Consider the following 18,018-nt stretch of genomic DNA (forward strand, 5'->3'; position numbering starts at 1 on the left):
GGTGCCGGCATCAAGCTGGCACCTCGCAATCCAGATGGGCGATCGCATCACGGCTCACTGCGGCGCGGCGCGCCCCGGTCAGTTCGGTGAGCTGACCCTGACGCATCTCCAGCAGGCGATCGGCCAGCGGGAAGTAGTGATCGTCGTGACTGATGGCAATCACCGTCTTGCCCATCTCCTTGAGGCGCGGCAGCAGCACCTGATAGAAGATGCGGCGGAACTGGGGATCCTGATCCGCAGCCCACTCGTCAAACAGCATCACCTCGCGCTGCTCGGCCAGCGCCAGCAGCAGGGCGACCCGCTTGCGCTGCCCTTGGGAGAGATCGATATCGGCGATAAAGCCATCCTCGATGGTGAGCTTGCTGCCCATCTGCAACCGCTCCAGCCACTCGGCCACCAGCTCATCCTTGGGTTCCGGCCCCAGCAGGTGCTGGAACAGGTGATAGTCGGTAAAGATGGCGGAGAAGAGCGCCAGATAGCCGTTGCGATCGGTGATCGGCTCACCATCCAGCAGGATCCGGCCCGATACCGGCTGGTAAAGTCCGGTCAGCAGCATGGCCAGGGTCGACTTGCCGGAGCCATTGCCACCGATGATGAAGATCTGCTCCCCCTTTTCGATGACCAGATCGATGGGGCCAACGGCAAAACCGCCCTCCCCCTGATAGTGAAAGCTCACCTGCTCCAACTCGATACGCTGCCAGGGGCGGATGGCGGGCGGCAGCGGGAAATCCGCATCCGCCTCGGCCAGATTGAGGGCGGCGATCTTGTCGAACGCCACCTGAGCGGCAAGCAGGGTCGGCAGGGCGCCAATCCCCTGCAACAGCGGGGTGCGCAGGAACAGCAGGGTCAGGGCGAAGGTGGCGGCCACATTGGTGTTGGCCCAGCCAAGGCCGTTGGCCAGAAAGAAGACCAGACCGATCGCCCCCAGCATCATGATATTCGACCAGTTCACCGCGCTCAGGTGATAGGTGTCGGCGCGGATGATCTGCTGGCGGTAGTCACGGGCATTTTGTTCATAGAGCTGGTGGTAAACGAAGTGAGCCCGCTCGCGGTTGAGCGCCAGCTCCTTGCTGCCGGCGATGATGGCCTGATAGTTCTGATAGAGCCGATCTTCGGCCTGACGCATGTGGGAGAGATGGCGATAAACACGGTTCACCAGCAACCAGCCCACCACCATGGTGACGGTGACCCAGAGCGCAGTCACCCCGAGCAATGCAGGAGAGAGCCAGCCAAGGTAAAGGGCAGACCCCAGCGTGAGCACCAGCCCCTGCACCAGCTCAGGCAGGCGCACGAAGGCGATGGTGATCTGGCCTATATCGCTAGAGAGGGAGGCCAGCAGTGGCCCCTGACCAATCTGGCGGATGCGGGCGACATCGGTATCCAACAGTTGCTTGAGCAGACGGCCGCGCAACCGGTAGACAAAATGGTGACCGAGAGTGGTCAGGGCCAGCTGAGATCCAAGTGTGATCACCAGCAGCAGCACAATCAGGCCGACCAGCTGACCGAGGATCGGCAGCGGATCACCTATAGATTCGATAAGAGACTGATTGATAAAAGCAATGACGCCAATCCCGCTGACGGCACTGAGCAGACTGAGCAGGGTAATGGTGATAAAGGGCCAACGATATTGGCGATAAACCAGAGACAAGAGTTCCATAACGGACCGGTATTCCAGAGAGATCAGAACAACTGCAGGTGAAAAGAAGGGCGGGAATCCGGTTCCCGCCCGACTTCGATTACCAGCGGTAGTTGATGCTGCCCACTACGCTGCGCGGCTCGCCGTAGTAGCAGTAGTAGTCACAACTGGCCACGTAGGTTTCACCCAGCAGGTTGTTGACGTTGAGCTGGGCGCGCCAGTTCTTGGCAAAGTCATACCCGATCATCGCATCCCACACGGTATGGGCTGGCACCTTGGCAGAGCCGTAGATGGGGGTGTAGTCCGCATTCACGGCGCCAATACCCACGCTGGAACCGATATAACGCACACCGGTACCCAGCTCCAGACCTGAAGCCACCCCTTGCTGCACCTTGTAGTTACCCCAGAAGGAGGCGATGTGGCGCGGGATCAGGCTGGCACGGCGATCGCCACTGCCGGTGTCGTTGGTTTTGGCATCTGTGTAGGTATAAGCAGCGGTCAGACGCAGTGCATCGGTCACATGCACGCTCCCTTCCAGCTCAACCCCCTGAGAGGTCACTTCACCCGCCTGGGTCTGCTGGCCGGAACCGGTAGAGACCAGCGAGTTGGTCTGGGCCAGATCGAACAGCGCCAGATTGATGTAACCGTCGAGGAAGGCAGGCGCATACTTCACGCCGGTCTCGTAGAGCTTGCCCTTGAGCGGCTTGTAGGAGTTTCGAGTGTTGGGATCGATCCCCGGCAGCACCTCGAACGACTCGGCATAGGCAAAGTAGGGAGAGAGGCCGTTGTCAGCCAGATACATCAGGCTGCCCGAGAGGGATAGCTCGTGATCGTACTGGCGCTCGTCCTTGCTGGTATTGGTATTGTGGGTCTCCACATAGTCAAAACGGCCACCGGCAGTCAACAACCAGCGATCGTCCCAGCGGATCTGGTGCTGGGCATAGAGGCCGCTCTGGCCCTTGCTGCTCTTCTGGTGAGTGGCGGTCGACTCGTCAAAACCGGGGAAGCCGCTGTAATCCGGGTTCATGGTATTGATGGAGCCCATGGCGTAGTTGTCGGCCTCGACCCCTTCATTGACGTGACGCTGCAGATCCCCCCCCAGCAGCAAGGTCTGCTCGGTGCTGTCGGTGTTCCAGTAGCCCACCATCTGGTTGTCCATGGTGGCACTCTTGGTATTGCCATCACGGTAAACCAGGCCACGACTGGCAGTTGTGCCTTCATAGGTCGGGAAGATATAGGTCTGGCGCAGCAGCAGATCGTTGTAATTGAAGCGGACGTTCTGCTTGAACTCCCAGGTTTGGTTGAGCTGGTGGGCCAGCTCGTAACCGGTGGAGATCTGGGTATTGCGGTTGCGATCGTAATCCGGCTGGCTCAGGTTGGTGGAGGGATCAATCTGGCCACCTGACGTATTCAGGGTGCCATAGACCGGGAAGAAGCCGTTGGTCGGGACCCCTTCGTCGTGCAGGAAACTGGCCAGCAGGGTCAGGCTGGTACGATCCGAAAGATCGAAGGTGACGCTCGGCGCCAGATAAACCCGATCGTTGTAGGTGCCGGTAAGCACGCCATCACGCTCTTTATAAAGAGCAACCATGCGGTAGCGGCTGTTGTCGGAGAGCGCGTCAGAGACGTCCACCCCGACCTGACGATGATCCCGGCTGCCAAGCTGCAGATCCACCTGCCCTTGCGGCGTGGCGGTCGGCCGCTTGCTGATGGCATTGATCACCCCGCCCGGAGGTGCCTCACCGTAAAGGATCGAGGCTGGCCCCTTCAGCACTTCCACACTCTCCAGACCAAACGGTTCCGGCGTCCAGACGTAGTAGCCGGTACCAAACAAGCGGTTGCCATCCAGATAAGAAGCGGCATCGAAGCCACGCACCTTGAACCAATCGGTGTTGTTGTCTGAGCCATAGAGGCCGGTCAATACGCCGGAACGGTAGCGAATCGCTTCATCCAGCTGCAACACGGCGTGCTGATCCAGCTCCTCGCGATTAACCACGGAGACGGCGCGAGGGGTCTCGGCCATCGGCACTTCCACCTTCATGGCCGTACCGGTCACCACCATGGTTTCGCTGGCTTTGGGCAGCTCAGCGGTGGTTTGTTCGGCCATCAGCGGCAGGGAGACGAGCAAACCGGAGAGCGAAAGCACGCCGAAGGCGCCCTTCTTGCCGGGTCCTGTAGTGTATTTTTGCGCAATCATATTAAAGTCTCGTTTATCAATGAGTTATGTTGTTTTAATTGTTATTTGTGGTCGTTTGTCACGACATCACCCCGTTCCATGGGCGAATAAAGCAGCGCAATCCTACTACAGGAGCCGTGATCGAATCGATTCAATAATTGCTAATCATTTGCATCTACATTGTTATCTAGCTGCATCGTTGGCAGGATTTCGCGGGAGATGGGAGCCATCAGGAGAGCTATGAGAGGAGAAGAAAATGGAGAGGAATATAAAGAAGCAGAAAAAAGATCGGCAGGATGGATCCGGTGACATTATCTGACTGGATCCATTATCCCCAAGCTTTATCCATATTTATCCACACCCTTTGGCGGTAGAATCCGGCTTTCCGTTTCTTTGTCTGAAATCAGGATCCATTCCATGGCCAAACTCAATCTCGTCGTCGGCTCCATGCTGGGCGCCGCCGAATATGTCGCAGACCACGTCGCCAACCTGCTGGAACAGGCTGGCCACCAGACCCGGATCCACAACCCGGCCAAGCTGGCAGAGGTGCTGGATGATGCGGGATCCATCCTGCTGGTGGTCACTTCCACCCATGGTGCCGGGGATGTGCCCGACAACCTGCAACCCTTCTCCAAGGATCTTGCCGAGCAGCATCCGGACCTTAATTCATTGAAATATGGCGTGATCGCCCTTGGTGACAGCAGTTATGACACCTTTTGCCAGGGTGGCAAGACGCTGGATCGGCTGCTGGCCGAGTGCGGTGCCAGCCGGATCGGCGAGCGGCTCGACATCGATGTGACCCAACACGAGATCCCCGAAGATGCCGCAGAAGTGTGGATCCGCGACTGGATGACGATGATCGCCTGATCAGAGTGCGGGAGATCCTGAAAAAAAGCTTGATCTCCCCACTTATCCCCAGATCGACTATCCACCATGTTATTAACAGATTGATCCGGGGGAGTTGTTCTACAAGGTTACCCACAACGCCCAGGGGTAATGTGCATAACTACGGTGTAAAGCTCTGCAAAACCTATAGTTATCCATGTATTAGATCCAGACCGACAGACATCTGTGTATAAAAGTCCTGGTTATCCCCTCGTTCATCGGGCCAGGATCCAAGCTTTTCCACAAGCTAGGATCGTCCTTAAATTAATGATCTTTATGATCAAAAAGTGCTTATCAACAGAAAGGGCGGATCCTAATAAGAGATCCAGTAAAAGATCGATCTAAAGATCCTTAAGATCTAATTAGTGGATCCTCCCTTCATACTGAACGTTAAGTAGACGTTCCCCTCAGGACGCGAAACAGATAGAATGTTCCGCCCTTTAGCCCAGGCAAATAAAGATCTTCAGGCGTGCAGATCAAGGTGATCCCAATGCAATATCATGAACAATTTGATGTGATCGTCGTCGGTGGCGGTCATGCCGGAACCGAAGCAGCAACAGCGGCAGCCCGTATGGGCATGAACACCCTGTTGCTGACCCACAATATCGATACGCTGGGACACATGTCCTGTAATCCGGCGATCGGCGGGATCGGCAAGGGACACCTGGTCAGGGAAGTTGACGCACTCGGCGGGATCATGGCGCGTGCCATCGATCTTGGCGGGATCCAGTTCCGCACCCTCAACTCCTCCAAGGGCCCGGCAGTGCGAGCCACTCGTGCCCAGGCGGATCGCCTGCTCTACAAGGCCGTCGTTCGCCAGATGCTGGAGAACTACCCGAACCTGAAGATCTTCCAGCAGGCTTGTGACGATCTCATCATGGACGGGGATCGTGTTGCCGGTGTAGTCACCCAGAGCGGGATCCGCATCAGCGGCAAGACAGTGGTGCTGACGGTTGGCACCTTTCTGAACGGTTTGATCCACATCGGGATGGAAAACTACAAGGGCGGCCGTGCCGGGGATCCTCCCTCGATCGCCTTGGCCCAGCGCCTGCGTGAACTGCCGCTGCGCATCGATCGTCTCAAGACTGGCACCCCGCCGCGCATCGATGCTCGCAGCGTCGATTTCTCCGTCATGCAGGAACAGCACGGCGACGATCCGCGTCCGGTCTTCTCGTTTATCGGCAATGCCAGTCAGCATCCCCGTCAGGTGCCTTGCTACGTCACCCACACCAACGAGCGTACCCACGAGGTGATCCGCAATAACCTGGATCGCAGCCCCATGTACGCCGGGGTGATCGAGGGGATCGGCCCGCGCTACTGCCCGTCGATCGAAGACAAGATCACCCGTTTCGCCGACAAGACGGCGCACCAGATCTTCGTCGAGCCGGAAGGCCTGACCACCCACGAACTCTATCCGAACGGGATCTCTACCAGCCTGCCGTTTGATGTGCAGGTGCAGATTGTCCGTTCCGTGCGCGGCTTCGAGAACGCCCACATCACCCGCCCCGGCTATGCCATCGAATATGATTTCTTCGATCCGCGGGATCTCAAGGCCAACATGGAGAGCAAGTGCATTCCAAACCTGTTCTTCGCCGGCCAGATCAACGGCACGACCGGTTACGAAGAGGCTGCGGCACAAGGCCTGATGGCCGGCCTGAACGCGGCCCTGCGTGCCCAGGACAAGGATCCCTGGAACCCGCGTCGGGATCAGGCCTACATGGGAGTGATGATGGACGATCTCTCCACCCTGGGGACCCGCGAGCCTTACCGCATGTTCACCAGCCGCGCCGAATACCGCCTGCTGCTGCGTGAAGACAACGCCGATATCCGCCTGACCGCCATCGGTCGCGAGCTGGGTCTGGTGGATGACGAGCGCTGGAGCAAATTCAACGCCAAGATGGAACAGGTCGAGCTGGAGCGTCAGCGCATGCGTTCAACCTGGATCCACCCGCAACATCCGTCACTGGAAGCGGTTAACGCCCTGGTCAACACCCCGCTGACCCGCGAACAGAGTCTGGAAGAGCTGCTGCGTCGCCCCGAGGTAACCTATGATGCGCTGATGGCCATCGAAGGGGTCGGCCCTTCCGTGACCGATCCTGCCGCGGCCGAACAGGTTGAGATCCAGATCAAGTACGCCGGTTACATCGAGCGTCAACACGATGAAGTGGAAAAGCAGCTGCGCAACGAGAACACCTTGCTGCCACTGGATCTGGACTATCGCGAGGTGAACGGCCTCTCCAACGAGGTGAAAGCCAAGCTGAACGATGCCAAGCCGCAGACCATTGGTCAGGCTTCCCGCATCTCCGGTATCACCCCGGCGGCCATCTCCATCCTGCTGGTTCACCTGAAAAAACACGGCCTGCTGCGTAAAACCGCCTGAGGATTCTTACCGTTGGAAAATATGCTGGAAAGATTGAACGGCCTGCTCATGCAGGCCGAAATTGTTATCACCGATACCCAAAAGAGCCAACTGGTGCAGTTGGTCGAGTTGCTGCACAAGTGGAACAAGGCTTACAATCTCACCTCGGTGCGAGATCCGGACGCCATGCTGGTCAAGCATATCCTCGATAGCCTGGTGGTAAGCCCCCACTTGCACGGTGAGCTCTTCATCGATGTGGGGACAGGTCCCGGCCTGCCGGGATTACCGCTGGCGATCATCAATCCGGACAAGCAGTTCGTCCTGCTCGACAGTCTGGGCAAGCGGATCAACTTCATCCGTCAGGTGATCCAGGAGCTGGGTCTGACCAATGTGACGCCGGTCAAATCCCGGGTTGAAGAGTATCAACCCGAAGTGGGGTTTGATGGTGTACTGAGTCGGGCATTTGCCTCGCTGGAGGATATGCTGAGTTGGTGTCACCACCTGCCGTCAGAACAGGGCAGCTTCCTGGCGCTCAAGGGACAATATCCCGAGCAGGAGCTGGCCCAGTTGCCTGCCAATATCCGTCTGGTAGCCTGTCATGAGTTGCGGGTGCCGGAGCTGGAAGGCGAACGTCATCTGCTGGAATTCAAACATATCCAGCCCGAATAGGGTCGCAGTTTCATTTAGGGGATCGTGTGGGAAAAGTCATCGCCATAGCCAACCAGAAGGGTGGAGTGGGTAAAACCACCACCTGTGTGAATCTGGCCGCCTCCATGGCTGCCACCCGGCGCAAGGTGCTGGTGATCGATCTGGATCCGCAGGGCAATGCCACCATGGGCAGCGGTGTCGACAAGTATGACGTCGAGCGCACCGCCTATGAGCTGCTGATCGAGGATGCCCCCATCAGCGAAGTGATCATCCCCGAAACCACCGGGGGCTATCACCTGATTGCCGCCAACGCCGACGTGACCGCGGCCGAAATCCGTCTGATGGAATTTTTCGCCCGCGAAATCCGCCTGCGCAATGCGCTGGCCTCGGTGCGGGACAAATACGACTACGTCTTCATCGACTGCCCGCCCTCTCTCAACATGCTGACCGTGAACGCCATGGCCGCTGCCGACTCCGTGCTGGTGCCCATGCAGTGCGAATATTACGCGCTGGAGGGGCTCACCGCCCTGGTCGACACCATCAGCAAGCTGGCCGCTGTGGTCAATCCGGAGCTCAAGATCGAAGGGGTGCTGCGCACCATGTTCGATCACCGCAACCGGCTGGCCAATGATGTGTCCGATCAGCTAAAACAGCACTTTGGCGACAAAGTCTACCGCACCATCATTCCCCGCAACGTTAGACTGGCTGAGGCCCCGAGTTTCGGTGCCCCGGCCATGCACTATGACAAATCATCGGTGGGCGCCAAGGCCTACCTGGCACTGGCTGGCGAGATCCTGCGCCGCCAGGAGCAGGAACGTCAGGCGACCATCGCAGACCGAGAGAGCATATGACTCCGAAAAAACGTGGACTGGGCAAGGGGCTGGATGCCCTGCTCAGTACCAGCACGGCTGCCCGCCAGAAACAGGTGATGAGCGATCAACGTACTGAAGAGGCCATGGCCCCCACCAATCAGGGCGAGCTGCGCAAGCTGCCGGTGGAGTGGTTGCAGTCCGGCAAGTACCAGCCCCGCAAGGACATGTCCCAGGATGCACTGGAAGAGCTTGCCAACTCCATTCGCGCCCAGGGGGTGATCCAGCCCATCGTGGTACGCCCTCTCGGCGAACAATCCTTCGAAATCATCGCCGGTGAACGGCGCTGGCGCGCGTCCCAGCTGGCGCGGCTCGAGGTGGTGCCCTGCATCGTCAAGGATGTACCCGACGAGGCTGCCGTCGCCATCGCGCTGATTGAGAATATTCAGCGGGAAGACCTCAATGCCATCGAAGAGGCGGTCGCTCTACAAAGACTGCTGACCGAATTTGAACTCACCCACCAGCAGGTGGCCGAGGCGGTGGGCAAGTCCCGCACCACGGTGACCAACCTGTTGCGTCTCAACCAGCTCAACGACGACGTGAAGCGTTTCGTCGAGCATGGCGACCTCGACATGGGCCATGCCCGTGCCCTGCTGGCCCTGAGCGGCCAGGCCCAGTCTGAACTGGCCAAGCTGGTTGCCCAGAAAGGGCTGACTGTACGCGATACCGAGAAGCTGGTGCAAAAAGCGCTCGAACCGGCAAAAGCCAGGGTCGAACCGGCCCGTGATCCACAGATCGGCTACCTGGAGCGCCAACTGGCAGAAAAAATTGGCAATCAGGTGCAACTTCAGCCTGGCAAGCGGGATAGCGGGAAGTTAGTAATAAGTTACGAGAATTTGTCCGATTTGGACCGTATATTGGGCTATTTTGGCGTGTCGGAATCGTGATTTTTACGCTTTTTGTAGTAATAAAACATCCATTCCTTTTGATATGACCATAACCCTGATTTGCCGCGGAAAGCCGCAAAAATTAAGGATTTTTGTCATATTGCAATAGCTGCCCTCAAGGGTATAATTTGACCGGCTTTAAGAGCTGTTAACATGGGGTCTTCGGATCCCGATTTTTTACAGTTCTGTAATGTTCAGGGGTAGGTTGGTGAAGCAGAAAATAGCCTTGGAAGGTTTGACACTGGCCTTGGTTATGCTCGTTTGTCAGCTCATCCTGATCCTGGCGATGAGTGCCGTCTGGTTTTACCTGACTGGTGCCAGCGCCGGTTATTCCGCTCTCTACGGAGGGGGGATGTACTGGGTTCCTCAAGCCTTGTTTACTGTCTGGGTGCTGCGCCGCAAGGTGACAACCGAGAGTGTGGGCCTGGTTTTGCGGGACTTTTATGGTGGGGCAGGGATTAAGCTCATTTCTACAACAGGTCTATTCGCCCTGATGTTTGGTGCGGGAGTCGAGGTCGTTACCGTCTCGTTTTTCGCCACTTATATCCTCGCCCTCGTTGTACAGTGGATGGTTTCATTCACGCTTAACAACCACTATTAGGAAAACTCATGTCTGCAACCGGAGAAGTCCTGACTCCTCAGGGATATATCTCCCACCACCTGACCCACCTTCAAGTCGGGTCCGGGTTCTGGACGGTCAATATCGACTCAATGGTATTTTCCGTCGTGCTAGGCGCCCTGTTTATCCTGCTGTTCCGCAAAGTAGCCGTTAACGCTACCAGCGGGGTGCCGGGTAAGCTGCAGTGCTTTGTGGAGATGCTGGTCGAGTTTGTGAATGGTAACGTCAAAGACATCTTTCACGGTCGCAACAAGGTCATCGCACCTTTGGGGCTGACGGTGTTTGTGTGGATCTTCCTGATGAACTTCATGGATCTGATCCCCGTTGACTTTATCCCTCACGCTGCACAATTGATGGGTATTCCCTATCTGCGTGTGGTTCCCTCTGCTGACGTTAACATCACCATGTCCATGGCTTTGGGCGTGTTCTTCTTGATCCTGTATTACAGCATCAAGGTCAAGGGTATCGGCGGGTTTGTGAAGGAGCTGACGCTTCAGCCTTTCAACCACCCGGCGGCCATCCCGGTTAACCTCATCCTGGAAACTGTTACGCTGATTTCCAAACCTGTTTCTCTGGGTCTTCGACTGTTCGGCAACATGTATGCTGGCGAACTGATCTTTATCCTGATTGCGGGTTTGTTACCCTGGTGGTCACAGTGGATCCTGTCCGTGCCTTGGGCAATTTTCCACATCCTGATCATCACTTTGCAGGCATTCATTTTCATGGTTCTGACCATCGTCTATCTGTCGATGGCGCAGGAAGACCATGGTTGATGCAACTCAAATAATCCTTTTTATACAATCAATTACATCTAAATAACTGGAGATCCTCATGGAAAACTTGAACATGGACCTGCTGTACATCGCTGCTGCAATGATGATGGGTCTGGCTGCTATCGGCGCTTCCATCGGTATCGGTATCCTGGGTGGCAAGTTCCTGGAAGGTGCTGCTCGTCAACCGGATCTGATCCCTGTTCTGCGTACCCAGTTCTTCATCGTAATGGGTCTGGTGGATGCGATCCCGATGATCGCCGTTGGTCTGGGTCTGTACGTGATGTTTGCGGTTGCTGGCTAAGTCGTTACGACTCTCCAGGCATAACCCATTAACTAACTTAAGAGGACATCGGCTGTGAATATCAATGCCACCCTCCTCGGCCAAGCAATTGCTTTTTTCTTCTTCGTAGTGTTTTGCATGAAGTACGTATGGCCGCCGCTGATTGCTGCCATCGAAGCCCGTCAGAAAGCTATTGCTGATGGTCTCTCTTCTGCCGAACGTGCCAAGAAAGATCTGGATTTGGCCAAGGCCAACGCCACCGATCAGCTGAAAGAAGCCAAGCTGCAGGCTGCTGAAATCATTGAGCAGGCTAACAAACGTAAAGCCCAGATCATTGATGAAGCTGCCGCTGGTGCCCAGTCTGAGCGGGAAAAAATCCTGGCTCAGGGCCGTGCCGAGATCGAAGCTGAACGTCATCGTGCCAAAGAAGAACTGCGTAAGCAGGTTGCTGCTCTTGCCATTGCTGGTGCAGAGAAGATCCTGGCGCGTCAAATCGACCAGGCTGCCAACAGCGACATCGTCGACAAACTGGTAGCAGAACTGTAACGGGAACGGGGCTATGTCTGAACTGACTACAATCGCTCGCCCCTACGCCAAGGCTGCTTTCGAGTTTGCCGTTGAGCACAAGGCGGTTGACCAGTGGCTGGGTATGCTCGGTTTCGCTGCGCAAGTAGTGGAAAACGAGACCATGCACAACCTGGTAAACGGCTCTGTGGCCGCCGAAGAGCTGGCAAAGCTGTTTGTCGGTGTCTGCGGTGAGCAACTCGACGTGCATGGCCAGAACCTGATCCGGGTGATGGCCGAGAATGGTCGCTTGGGTGTGCTGCCGGCGGTCGTTGCTGAATTTGTAGCGTTCAAAGCTGAACTGGATAAAGAGGTTCAGGCTGACGTGATTTCGGCGATCGAACTGACCGACCAGCAGAAAGCCAATATTCAGGCTTCTCTGGAACAACGTCTCGCGCGCAAAGTGAAGCTGAATTGCAGCATCGATGCGTCCTTGATGGCCGGGGTGCTCATCAAGGCCGGTGATCTGGTAATCGACGGCACAGTCCGCGGTAAGCTGGATCGCATGGCTGACGCGCTGCAATCTTGATTGGGGTATTAGAGCATGCAACTGAATTCCACTGAAATCGCCGAGCTGATCAAGCAGCGCATTGCGCAGTTTGATGTAAAGAGCGAAGCGCGTAACGAAGGTACTATCGTCTCTGTGAGCGACGGTATCATTCGTATTCACGGCCTGGCTGATGCCATGCAGGGTGAGATGATCGAGCTGCCGGGCAACCGCTACGCTCTGGCATTGAACCTGGAGCGTGACTCCGTCGGTGCGGTGATTATGGGTTCCTATGACGGTCTGTCAGAAGGAATGAAAGTAAAAGGTACTGGCCGTATTCTGGAAGTGCCGGTCGGTCGTGGTCTGTTGGGCCGGGTGTTGAACACCCTGGGTCAGCCGATCGACGGTAAAGGTCCGATCGACAACGACGGCTTCTCGCCGATCGAAGTGATCGCACCGGGCGTTATCGAGCGTAAGTCTGTTGACCAGCCGGTCCAGACCGGTCTGAAAGCCATCGATGCCATGATCCCAATCGGTCGTGGCCAGCGTGAGCTGATCATCGGTGACCGTCAGGTTGGTAAGACCGCCATCGCGATCGACACCATCATCAACCAGAAAGATTCCGGCATTAAGTGTGTCTACGTTGCGATTGGCCAGAAGGCCTCCACCATCGCCAACGTGGTGCGCAAGCTGGAAGAGCACGGCGCCCTGGCCAACACCATCGTGGTCGTTGCCTCTGCCTCCGAAGCGGCTGCTCTGCAATACCTGGCTCCCTATGCCGGTTGCTCCATGGGTGAGTACTTCCGTGACCGCGGTGAAGATGCGCTGATCATCTATGATGACCTGTCCAAGCAGGCCGTAGCTTATCGCCAGATCTCCCTGCTGCTGCGCCGTCCGCCAGGACGTGAAGCTTACCCGGGTGACGTTTTCTATCTGCACTCCCGTCTGCTGGAGCGTGCTGCTCGCGTTAACGCCGAGTACGTAGAGAAGTTCACCAAGGGTGAAGTGAAAGGCAAAACCGGCTCTCTGACCGCGCTGCCGATCATCGAAACCCAGGCGGGTGACGTATCTGCGTTCGTTCCGACCAACGTGATCTCCATCACCGATGGTCAGATCTTCCTGACTTCACAGCTGTTCAACTCCGGTATTCGTCCGGCGGTTGACCCGGGTATCTCCGTATCCCGTGTAGGTGGTGCTGCTCAGACCAAGATCGTCAAGAAGCTGTCCGGTGGTATCCGTACCGCGCTGGCCCAGTATCGCGAACTGGCGGCATTCGCCCAGTTCTCTTCCGATCTGGACGAGGCGACTCGCAAGCAGCTGGATCACGGTGTGAAAGTGACCGAGCTGATGAAGCAGAAGCAGTACTCTCCGCTGAGCGTGGCTCACCAGTCTCTGGTGCTGTTCGCCGCCGAGAAAGGCTATCTCTCCGATGTCGAGCTGAACAAAATCGTCGACTTCGAAGCCGCTCTGCTCTCTTACGCCAATACCCAGCATGCCGAGCTGATGGCTGAAATCAATGCCAAAGCCGACTACAACGACGCGATCGTTGGCAAGCTGACTGCGTTGCTGGATAGCTTCAAAGCAACCCAGACCTGGTAAGCGTGTGTGGCAGCGTGAGCTGCCACTTGATGGAGAGTAAGAGATGGCCGGCGCAAAAGAGATACGTAACAAGATCGGGAGTGTGAAAAACACTCAGAAGATCACCGGCGCTATGGAAATGGTGGCAGCAAGCAAAATGCGCCGTGCGCAGGAACGCATGTCTGCCAGCCGTCCGTACGCTGAAACCATGCGCAAGGTGATCGGCCATATCGCTCAGGGGAACTTGGAATACAAGCACCCCTACCTCATCGAACGTGAGGTCAAGCGAGTGGGTTACATCGTCGTCTCCACCGACCGTGGCCTGTGTGGTGGTCTGAACATCAACCTGTTCAAGGCTGCCCTCAATGATATGAAGCAATGGAGCGCGAAAGGTGCCAAGGTTGACCTGGCACTGATCGGTAACAAGGCCTCCAACTTCTTTGAACGGCACGGCGCCAAGGTTAAAGCTCATGTCGCAGGACTGGGCGATAGTCCGAGCGTCAATGACCTGATTGGTTCAGTCAAGGTCATGCTGAAGGCTTACGACAACGGTGAGATTGACAAGCTGTATCTGGTGTACAACAAGTTCGTCAACACCATGGTGCAGCAACCACGGGTCGATCAACTGCTGCCTTTGCCCGTAACTGAAGACAGCAAGCTCGCCAAGAAACACCACTGGGATTACCTCTATGAGCCGGATCCCAAGAAGCTGCTGGATACCCTGCTGGTTCGTTACGTCGAATCTCAGGTTTACCAGGGTGTAGTGGAAAACTTGGCAAGTGAACAGGCAGCCCGAATGGTTGCCATGCAAGCCGCGACTGACAACGCCGGTAACCTGATTAACGATCTGCAACTGGTATACAACAAGGCCCGTCAGGCCAGTATTACCCAGGAGCTGACAGAGATCGTATCCGGTGCTGCTGCGGTGTAAGGCAAGGGTTATCAAAGGTTTAGAGGATTTGACATGAGTAACGGTTTCATCGTCCAAATCATCGGCGCTGTGGTGGACATCGAGTTCCCGCAGAATGCCGTGCCCCAGGTGTACGATGCACTGAAGGTCGTTAGCGAAGGTCAAGGCCAGGGTCTGGTGCTGGAAGTTCAGCAACAGATCGGTGGCGGCGTCGTTCGTTGCATCACCATGGGCTCCTCCGACGGTCTGCGTCGTGGGTTGGAAGTAGTGAATAGCGGTAAATCCATCCAGGTTCCGGTCGGTACTGCGACTCTGGGTCGGATCATGAACGTACTGGGCGAGCCAATCGACGAAAAAGGTCCGATCGGTGAAGAAGAGTGCTGGTCTATCCACCGCGCTGCCCCCAGCTACGAAGATCAGTCCAACAGCAACGATCTGCTGGAGACCGGCATCAAGGTTATCGACCTGGTATGCCCGTTCGCCAAGGGTGGTAAGGTTGGTCTGTTCGGTGGTGCCGGTGTAGGCAAAACCGTAAACATGATGGAGCTGATCCGTAACATCGCGATCGAGCACAGTGGTTACTCTGTGTTCGCCGGTGTTGGTGAGCGTACCCGTGAGGGTAACGACTTCTACCACGAGATGATGGAGTCCAACGTACTGGACAAAGTATCTCTGGTTTACGGTCAGATGAACGAGCCGCCCGGAAACCGTCTGCGCGTTGCGCTGACCGGCCTGACCATGGCCGAGAAGTTCCGTGACGAAGGTCGTGACGTACTGTTCTTCGTGGACAACATCTACCGTTACACCCTGGCCGGTACTGAAGTATCCGCACTGCTGGGCCGTATGCCTTCCGCAGTAGGTTACCAGCCGACCCTGGCCGAGGAGATGGGTGTTCTGCAAGAACGTATCACCTCCACCAAGACCGGTTCCATCACCTCCGTACAGGCCGTTTACGTTCCTGCGGATGACTTGACTGACCCGTCTCCGGCGACCACCTTCGCCCACCTGGATGCGACCGTCGTACTGTCCCGTCAAATCGCGGCACTGGGTATCTACCCGGCCGTTGACCCGCTGGACTCTACCTCTCGTCAGCTGGATCCGCTGGTTGTTGGCAAAGAGCACTACGAGACTGCTCGTGGCGTTCAAACCGTACTGCAGCGCTACAAAGAGCTGAAGGACATCATCGCCATCCTGGGTATGGATGAACTGTCAGAAGAAGACAAACTGACCGTAGCCCGTGCCCGTAAGATCGAGCGTTTCCTGTCCCAGCCGTTCTTCGTAGCAGAAGTGTTTACCGGTTCTCCGGGTAAATACGTGCCGCTGAAAGAGACCATCCGTGGTTTCCAGGGCATCCTGAAAGGCGAGTATGACGATCTGCCCGAGCAGGCGTTCTACATGGTTGGCGGTATCGACGAAGTCGTCGAGAAATCCAAGAAACTGTAAGCCTCGACAGGAGGGCCCATGGCAGAGATGATCTCCTTTCACCTGGATGTGGTGAGCGCCGAAGGAAAACTGTTTTCCGGTCGCGTGCAAACTGCTCAGGTATCAGGCTCCGAAGGTGAGTTGGGTCTCCGCCACGGTCATGCTCCGTTGCTGACTGCCATCAAGCCGGGCCTGGTCCGCTTGGTGAAGCAGAACGGAACTGAAGAGGTGCTGTACATCTCCGGCGGTATGCTGGAAGTACAACCTGAATCCGTGACCGTGCTGGCGGACACTGCGATTCGTGCTGACGACTTGGATGAGGCGAAAGCCCAGGAAGCCAAGCGCGCAGCCGAAGAGCGGATCCACAGCTCCCATGGTGATATCGACTACGCCCAGGCCGCCACCGAGCTGGCCAAGGCGATGGCTCAACTGCGAGTCATCGATATCGTCAAAAAGAATTACCGCTAATAACGGTGATGTAAAAAGCGACCTTCGGGTCGCTTTTTTTTTACCCGTTGGATAGACTCCGCCGAGTATTTCCTCATGTTCCAAAGGTCAATTTATGTCCCTCAACGTCGTGATCCTGGCTGCGGGTAAAGGTACCCGCATGCGCTCTTCCCTGCCCAAGGTACTGCACCCGGTAGCCAACAAACCCATGGTTTCCCATGTGATCGATACTGCCCGTCAGGTCGGTGCCGAGCAACTGCATCTGGTCTATGGCCACGGTGCCGAGCTGCTGAAAGAGCGGATCGTGGCGGCTGATGTGAACTGGGTGCTGCAAGCTCAGCAGCTGGGGACCGGTCACGCCGTCGCCCAGGCCATCCCGTTCTGGAAGGATGAAGACGATGTGCTGGTGCTCTACGGCGATACCCCGCTGATCCAGCCAGAGACCCTGCAGCGACTGCTGGCTGCCAAGGCTGAAAACGGGATGGCACTGCTGACCGTAGTGCTCGACAACCCGACCGGCTATGGCCGTATCGTCCGTGAAAATGGTCAGGTAGTCGGCATCGTCGAGCAGAAGGATGCCAATGCCGAACAGCTGGCGATCCGCGAGGTGAACACCGGCGTGCTGGTGGCCAATGGGGGCCAGTTGCGTCAATGGTTGTCTCGTCTCGATAACAAGAATGCCCAGGGCGAATTCTACCTGACCGACGTGATCGCCATGGCGCACGGCGATGGCTGCCCGATTGCTGCGGTCCATCCGGAGCGTGCCGCTGAAGTGGAAGGGGCCAACAATCGGGTACAGCTGGCTGCCCTTGAGCGTAGCTATCAGCAGATGCAGGCCGAGAAACTGATGATCGCCGGTGCTACCCTGATCGACCCGGCCCGCTTCGATCTGCGCGGAACCCTCGAGATCGGTGAAGAGGTGGTGATCGACGTCAACGTCATCATCGAAGGCAAGGTAACCCTCGGCAACCATGTTCGTATCGGTGCCGGTGCCGTGCTCAAGGATTGCGTGATCGGCGATCACACCGAAGTGAAGCCCTACTCCATCGTTGAAGGGGCTCAGGTGGCGGATCAGTGTTCGGTCGGCCCTTTTGCCCGTCTGCGCCCAGGGGCCGTGCTGGAGCAGGATGCCCACGTTGGCAACTTCGTCGAGATGAAGAAGGCCCGTCTGGGGGTTGGTTCCAAGTGTGGTCACCTCACCTATTTGGGAGATGCCGAGGTGGGTGCCAAGGTGAATATCGGAGCCGGCACCATCACCTGCAACTACGACGGCGTGAACAAGTTCCAGACCATCATCGAGGATGATGTGTTCGTCGGTTCCGATACCCAGCTGGTGGCGCCGGTGCGCATCGGTAAGGGGGCGACTCTGGGGGCGGGTTCCACCATCACCAAGGATGTAGCCGAGAACGAACTGGTGATCACCCGGGTGCCCCAGCGTCACATCAAGAACTGGGCTCGCCCGGTCAAGAAGAAGTGAT

Annotated in this window: 17 protein-coding genes; 15 read left to right on the top strand and 2 right to left on the bottom strand. The window is 56.8% G+C overall.

Annotated features, from left to right (window positions below):
• Positions 1–10: 10 nt before the first annotated feature.
• Entirely contained in the window at positions 11–1,657 is a 1,647-nt protein-coding gene (locus tag I6L34_RS10750; RefSeq protein WP_139410396.1) for a multidrug ABC transporter permease/ATP-binding protein, read from the bottom strand.
• A gap of 79 nt (positions 1,658–1,736) precedes the next feature.
• Positions 1,737–3,833 carry a TonB-dependent siderophore receptor gene (locus I6L34_RS10755; RefSeq protein ID WP_216956811.1) on the bottom strand — a complete coding sequence of 699 codons (2,097 nt, stop codon included), beginning with the start codon at positions 3,831–3,833 and terminating at the stop codon, positions 1,737–1,739.
• 396 nt (positions 3,834–4,229) lie between these two features.
• On the opposite strand from I6L34_RS10755, the gene mioC reads away from it, so the two are divergent.
• From mioC to glmU, 15 genes are all read left to right on the top strand, one after another.
• Positions 4,230–4,679, top strand: coding sequence for an FMN-binding protein MioC (gene mioC, locus I6L34_RS10760; RefSeq protein ID WP_005355827.1), 450 nt, complete (start codon positions 4,230–4,232; stop codon positions 4,677–4,679).
• Positions 4,680–5,187: 508 nt separating this feature from the next.
• A complete protein-coding gene (gene mnmG, locus I6L34_RS10765) occupies positions 5,188–7,077 on the top strand; it encodes a tRNA uridine-5-carboxymethylaminomethyl(34) synthesis enzyme MnmG (protein ID WP_005357220.1) in 1,890 nt (629 codons plus the stop codon).
• Between the two features lie 21 nt (positions 7,078–7,098).
• Complete coding sequence (rsmG, locus tag I6L34_RS10770) at positions 7,099–7,725, top strand: 16S rRNA (guanine(527)-N(7))-methyltransferase RsmG (RefSeq protein WP_216956813.1); 627 nt, start codon at positions 7,099–7,101, stop codon at positions 7,723–7,725.
• A 26-nt stretch (positions 7,726–7,751) separates the two neighbouring features.
• Positions 7,752–8,555 (top strand): ParA family protein, encoded by an 804-nt coding sequence (locus I6L34_RS10775; protein ID WP_005357226.1) that lies wholly within the window; start codon positions 7,752–7,754, stop codon positions 8,553–8,555.
• A complete protein-coding gene (locus tag I6L34_RS10780) occupies positions 8,552–9,460 on the top strand; it encodes a ParB/RepB/Spo0J family partition protein (RefSeq protein ID WP_005342343.1) in 909 nt (302 codons plus the stop codon). Before I6L34_RS10775 ends, I6L34_RS10780 begins: the two co-directional genes overlap by 4 nt.
• 190 nt (positions 9,461–9,650) lie before the next feature.
• Positions 9,651–10,061 carry an ATP synthase subunit I gene (locus I6L34_RS10785; RefSeq protein ID WP_019445506.1) on the top strand — a complete coding sequence of 137 codons (411 nt, stop codon included), beginning with the start codon at positions 9,651–9,653 and terminating at the stop codon, positions 10,059–10,061.
• Between the two features lie 8 nt (positions 10,062–10,069).
• Positions 10,070–10,852, top strand: a complete 783-nt coding sequence (gene atpB, locus I6L34_RS10790; protein ID WP_005339335.1) for a F0F1 ATP synthase subunit A — start codon at positions 10,070–10,072, stop codon at positions 10,850–10,852.
• A gap of 58 nt (positions 10,853–10,910) precedes the next feature.
• Positions 10,911–11,153, top strand: a complete 243-nt coding sequence (atpE, locus tag I6L34_RS10795; RefSeq protein WP_005307205.1) for a F0F1 ATP synthase subunit C — start codon at positions 10,911–10,913, stop codon at positions 11,151–11,153.
• Between the two features lie 54 nt (positions 11,154–11,207).
• Positions 11,208–11,678, top strand: a complete 471-nt coding sequence (gene atpF / locus I6L34_RS10800; RefSeq protein ID WP_005339336.1) for a F0F1 ATP synthase subunit B — start codon at positions 11,208–11,210, stop codon at positions 11,676–11,678.
• Positions 11,679–11,691: 13 nt separating this feature from the next.
• The gene (gene atpH, locus I6L34_RS10805; protein ID WP_216956815.1) at positions 11,692–12,225 is read left to right on the top strand and encodes a F0F1 ATP synthase subunit delta; all 534 of its coding nucleotides are present in this window, start codon (positions 11,692–11,694) and stop codon (positions 12,223–12,225) included.
• A gap of 15 nt (positions 12,226–12,240) precedes the next feature.
• Positions 12,241–13,782: a F0F1 ATP synthase subunit alpha gene (atpA, locus tag I6L34_RS10810; RefSeq protein WP_005339342.1), complete on the top strand. Its 1,542-nt coding sequence runs from the start codon at positions 12,241–12,243 to the stop codon at positions 13,780–13,782.
• Between the two features lie 43 nt (positions 13,783–13,825).
• Complete coding sequence (gene atpG, locus I6L34_RS10815; RefSeq protein WP_005339343.1) at positions 13,826–14,692, top strand: F0F1 ATP synthase subunit gamma; 867 nt, start codon at positions 13,826–13,828, stop codon at positions 14,690–14,692.
• Positions 14,693–14,725: 33 nt separating this feature from the next.
• The gene (gene atpD / locus I6L34_RS10820; RefSeq protein WP_005339344.1) at positions 14,726–16,114 is read left to right on the top strand and encodes a F0F1 ATP synthase subunit beta; all 1,389 of its coding nucleotides are present in this window, start codon (positions 14,726–14,728) and stop codon (positions 16,112–16,114) included.
• Positions 16,115–16,132: 18 nt separating this feature from the next.
• Positions 16,133–16,561 carry a F0F1 ATP synthase subunit epsilon gene (locus I6L34_RS10825; RefSeq protein WP_005342354.1) on the top strand — a complete coding sequence of 143 codons (429 nt, stop codon included), beginning with the start codon at positions 16,133–16,135 and terminating at the stop codon, positions 16,559–16,561.
• A 94-nt stretch (positions 16,562–16,655) separates the two neighbouring features.
• Positions 16,656–18,017, top strand: a complete 1,362-nt coding sequence (gene glmU, locus I6L34_RS10830; protein WP_040068444.1) for a bifunctional UDP-N-acetylglucosamine diphosphorylase/glucosamine-1-phosphate N-acetyltransferase GlmU — start codon at positions 16,656–16,658, stop codon at positions 18,015–18,017.
• Position 18,018 lies beyond the last annotated feature (1 nt).

The organism is Aeromonas sp. FDAARGOS 1404 (genome assembly GCF_019047085.1).
Lineage (GTDB): Bacteria > Pseudomonadota > Gammaproteobacteria > Enterobacterales > Aeromonadaceae > Aeromonas > Aeromonas veronii.

Coding starts and splice junctions, on each gene's coding strand:
- atpA (WP_005339342.1), top strand. CDS start 12,241: ATGCAACTGAATTCCACTGAAATCGCCGAGCTGATCAAGCAGCGCATT.
- I6L34_RS10780 (WP_005342343.1), top strand. CDS start 8,552: ATGACTCCGAAAAAACGTGGACTGGGCAAGGGGCTGGATGCCCTGCTC.
- mioC (WP_005355827.1), top strand. CDS start 4,230: ATGGCCAAACTCAATCTCGTCGTCGGCTCCATGCTGGGCGCCGCCGAA.
- atpE (WP_005307205.1), top strand. CDS start 10,911: ATGGAAAACTTGAACATGGACCTGCTGTACATCGCTGCTGCAATGATG.
- I6L34_RS10785 (WP_019445506.1), top strand. CDS start 9,651: ATGTTCAGGGGTAGGTTGGTGAAGCAGAAAATAGCCTTGGAAGGTTTG.
- atpB (WP_005339335.1), top strand. CDS start 10,070: ATGTCTGCAACCGGAGAAGTCCTGACTCCTCAGGGATATATCTCCCAC.
- atpH (WP_216956815.1), top strand. CDS start 11,692: ATGTCTGAACTGACTACAATCGCTCGCCCCTACGCCAAGGCTGCTTTC.
- atpG (WP_005339343.1), top strand. CDS start 13,826: ATGGCCGGCGCAAAAGAGATACGTAACAAGATCGGGAGTGTGAAAAAC.
- rsmG (WP_216956813.1), top strand. CDS start 7,099: ATGCTGGAAAGATTGAACGGCCTGCTCATGCAGGCCGAAATTGTTATC.
- I6L34_RS10825 (WP_005342354.1), top strand. CDS start 16,133: ATGGCAGAGATGATCTCCTTTCACCTGGATGTGGTGAGCGCCGAAGGA.
- glmU (WP_040068444.1), top strand. CDS start 16,656: ATGTCCCTCAACGTCGTGATCCTGGCTGCGGGTAAAGGTACCCGCATG.
- I6L34_RS10755 (WP_216956811.1), bottom strand. CDS start 3,833: ATGATTGCGCAAAAATACACTACAGGACCCGGCAAGAAGGGCGCCTTC.
- atpD (WP_005339344.1), top strand. CDS start 14,726: ATGAGTAACGGTTTCATCGTCCAAATCATCGGCGCTGTGGTGGACATC.
- mnmG (WP_005357220.1), top strand. CDS start 5,188: ATGCAATATCATGAACAATTTGATGTGATCGTCGTCGGTGGCGGTCAT.
- I6L34_RS10750 (WP_139410396.1), bottom strand. CDS start 1,657: ATGGAACTCTTGTCTCTGGTTTATCGCCAATATCGTTGGCCCTTTATC.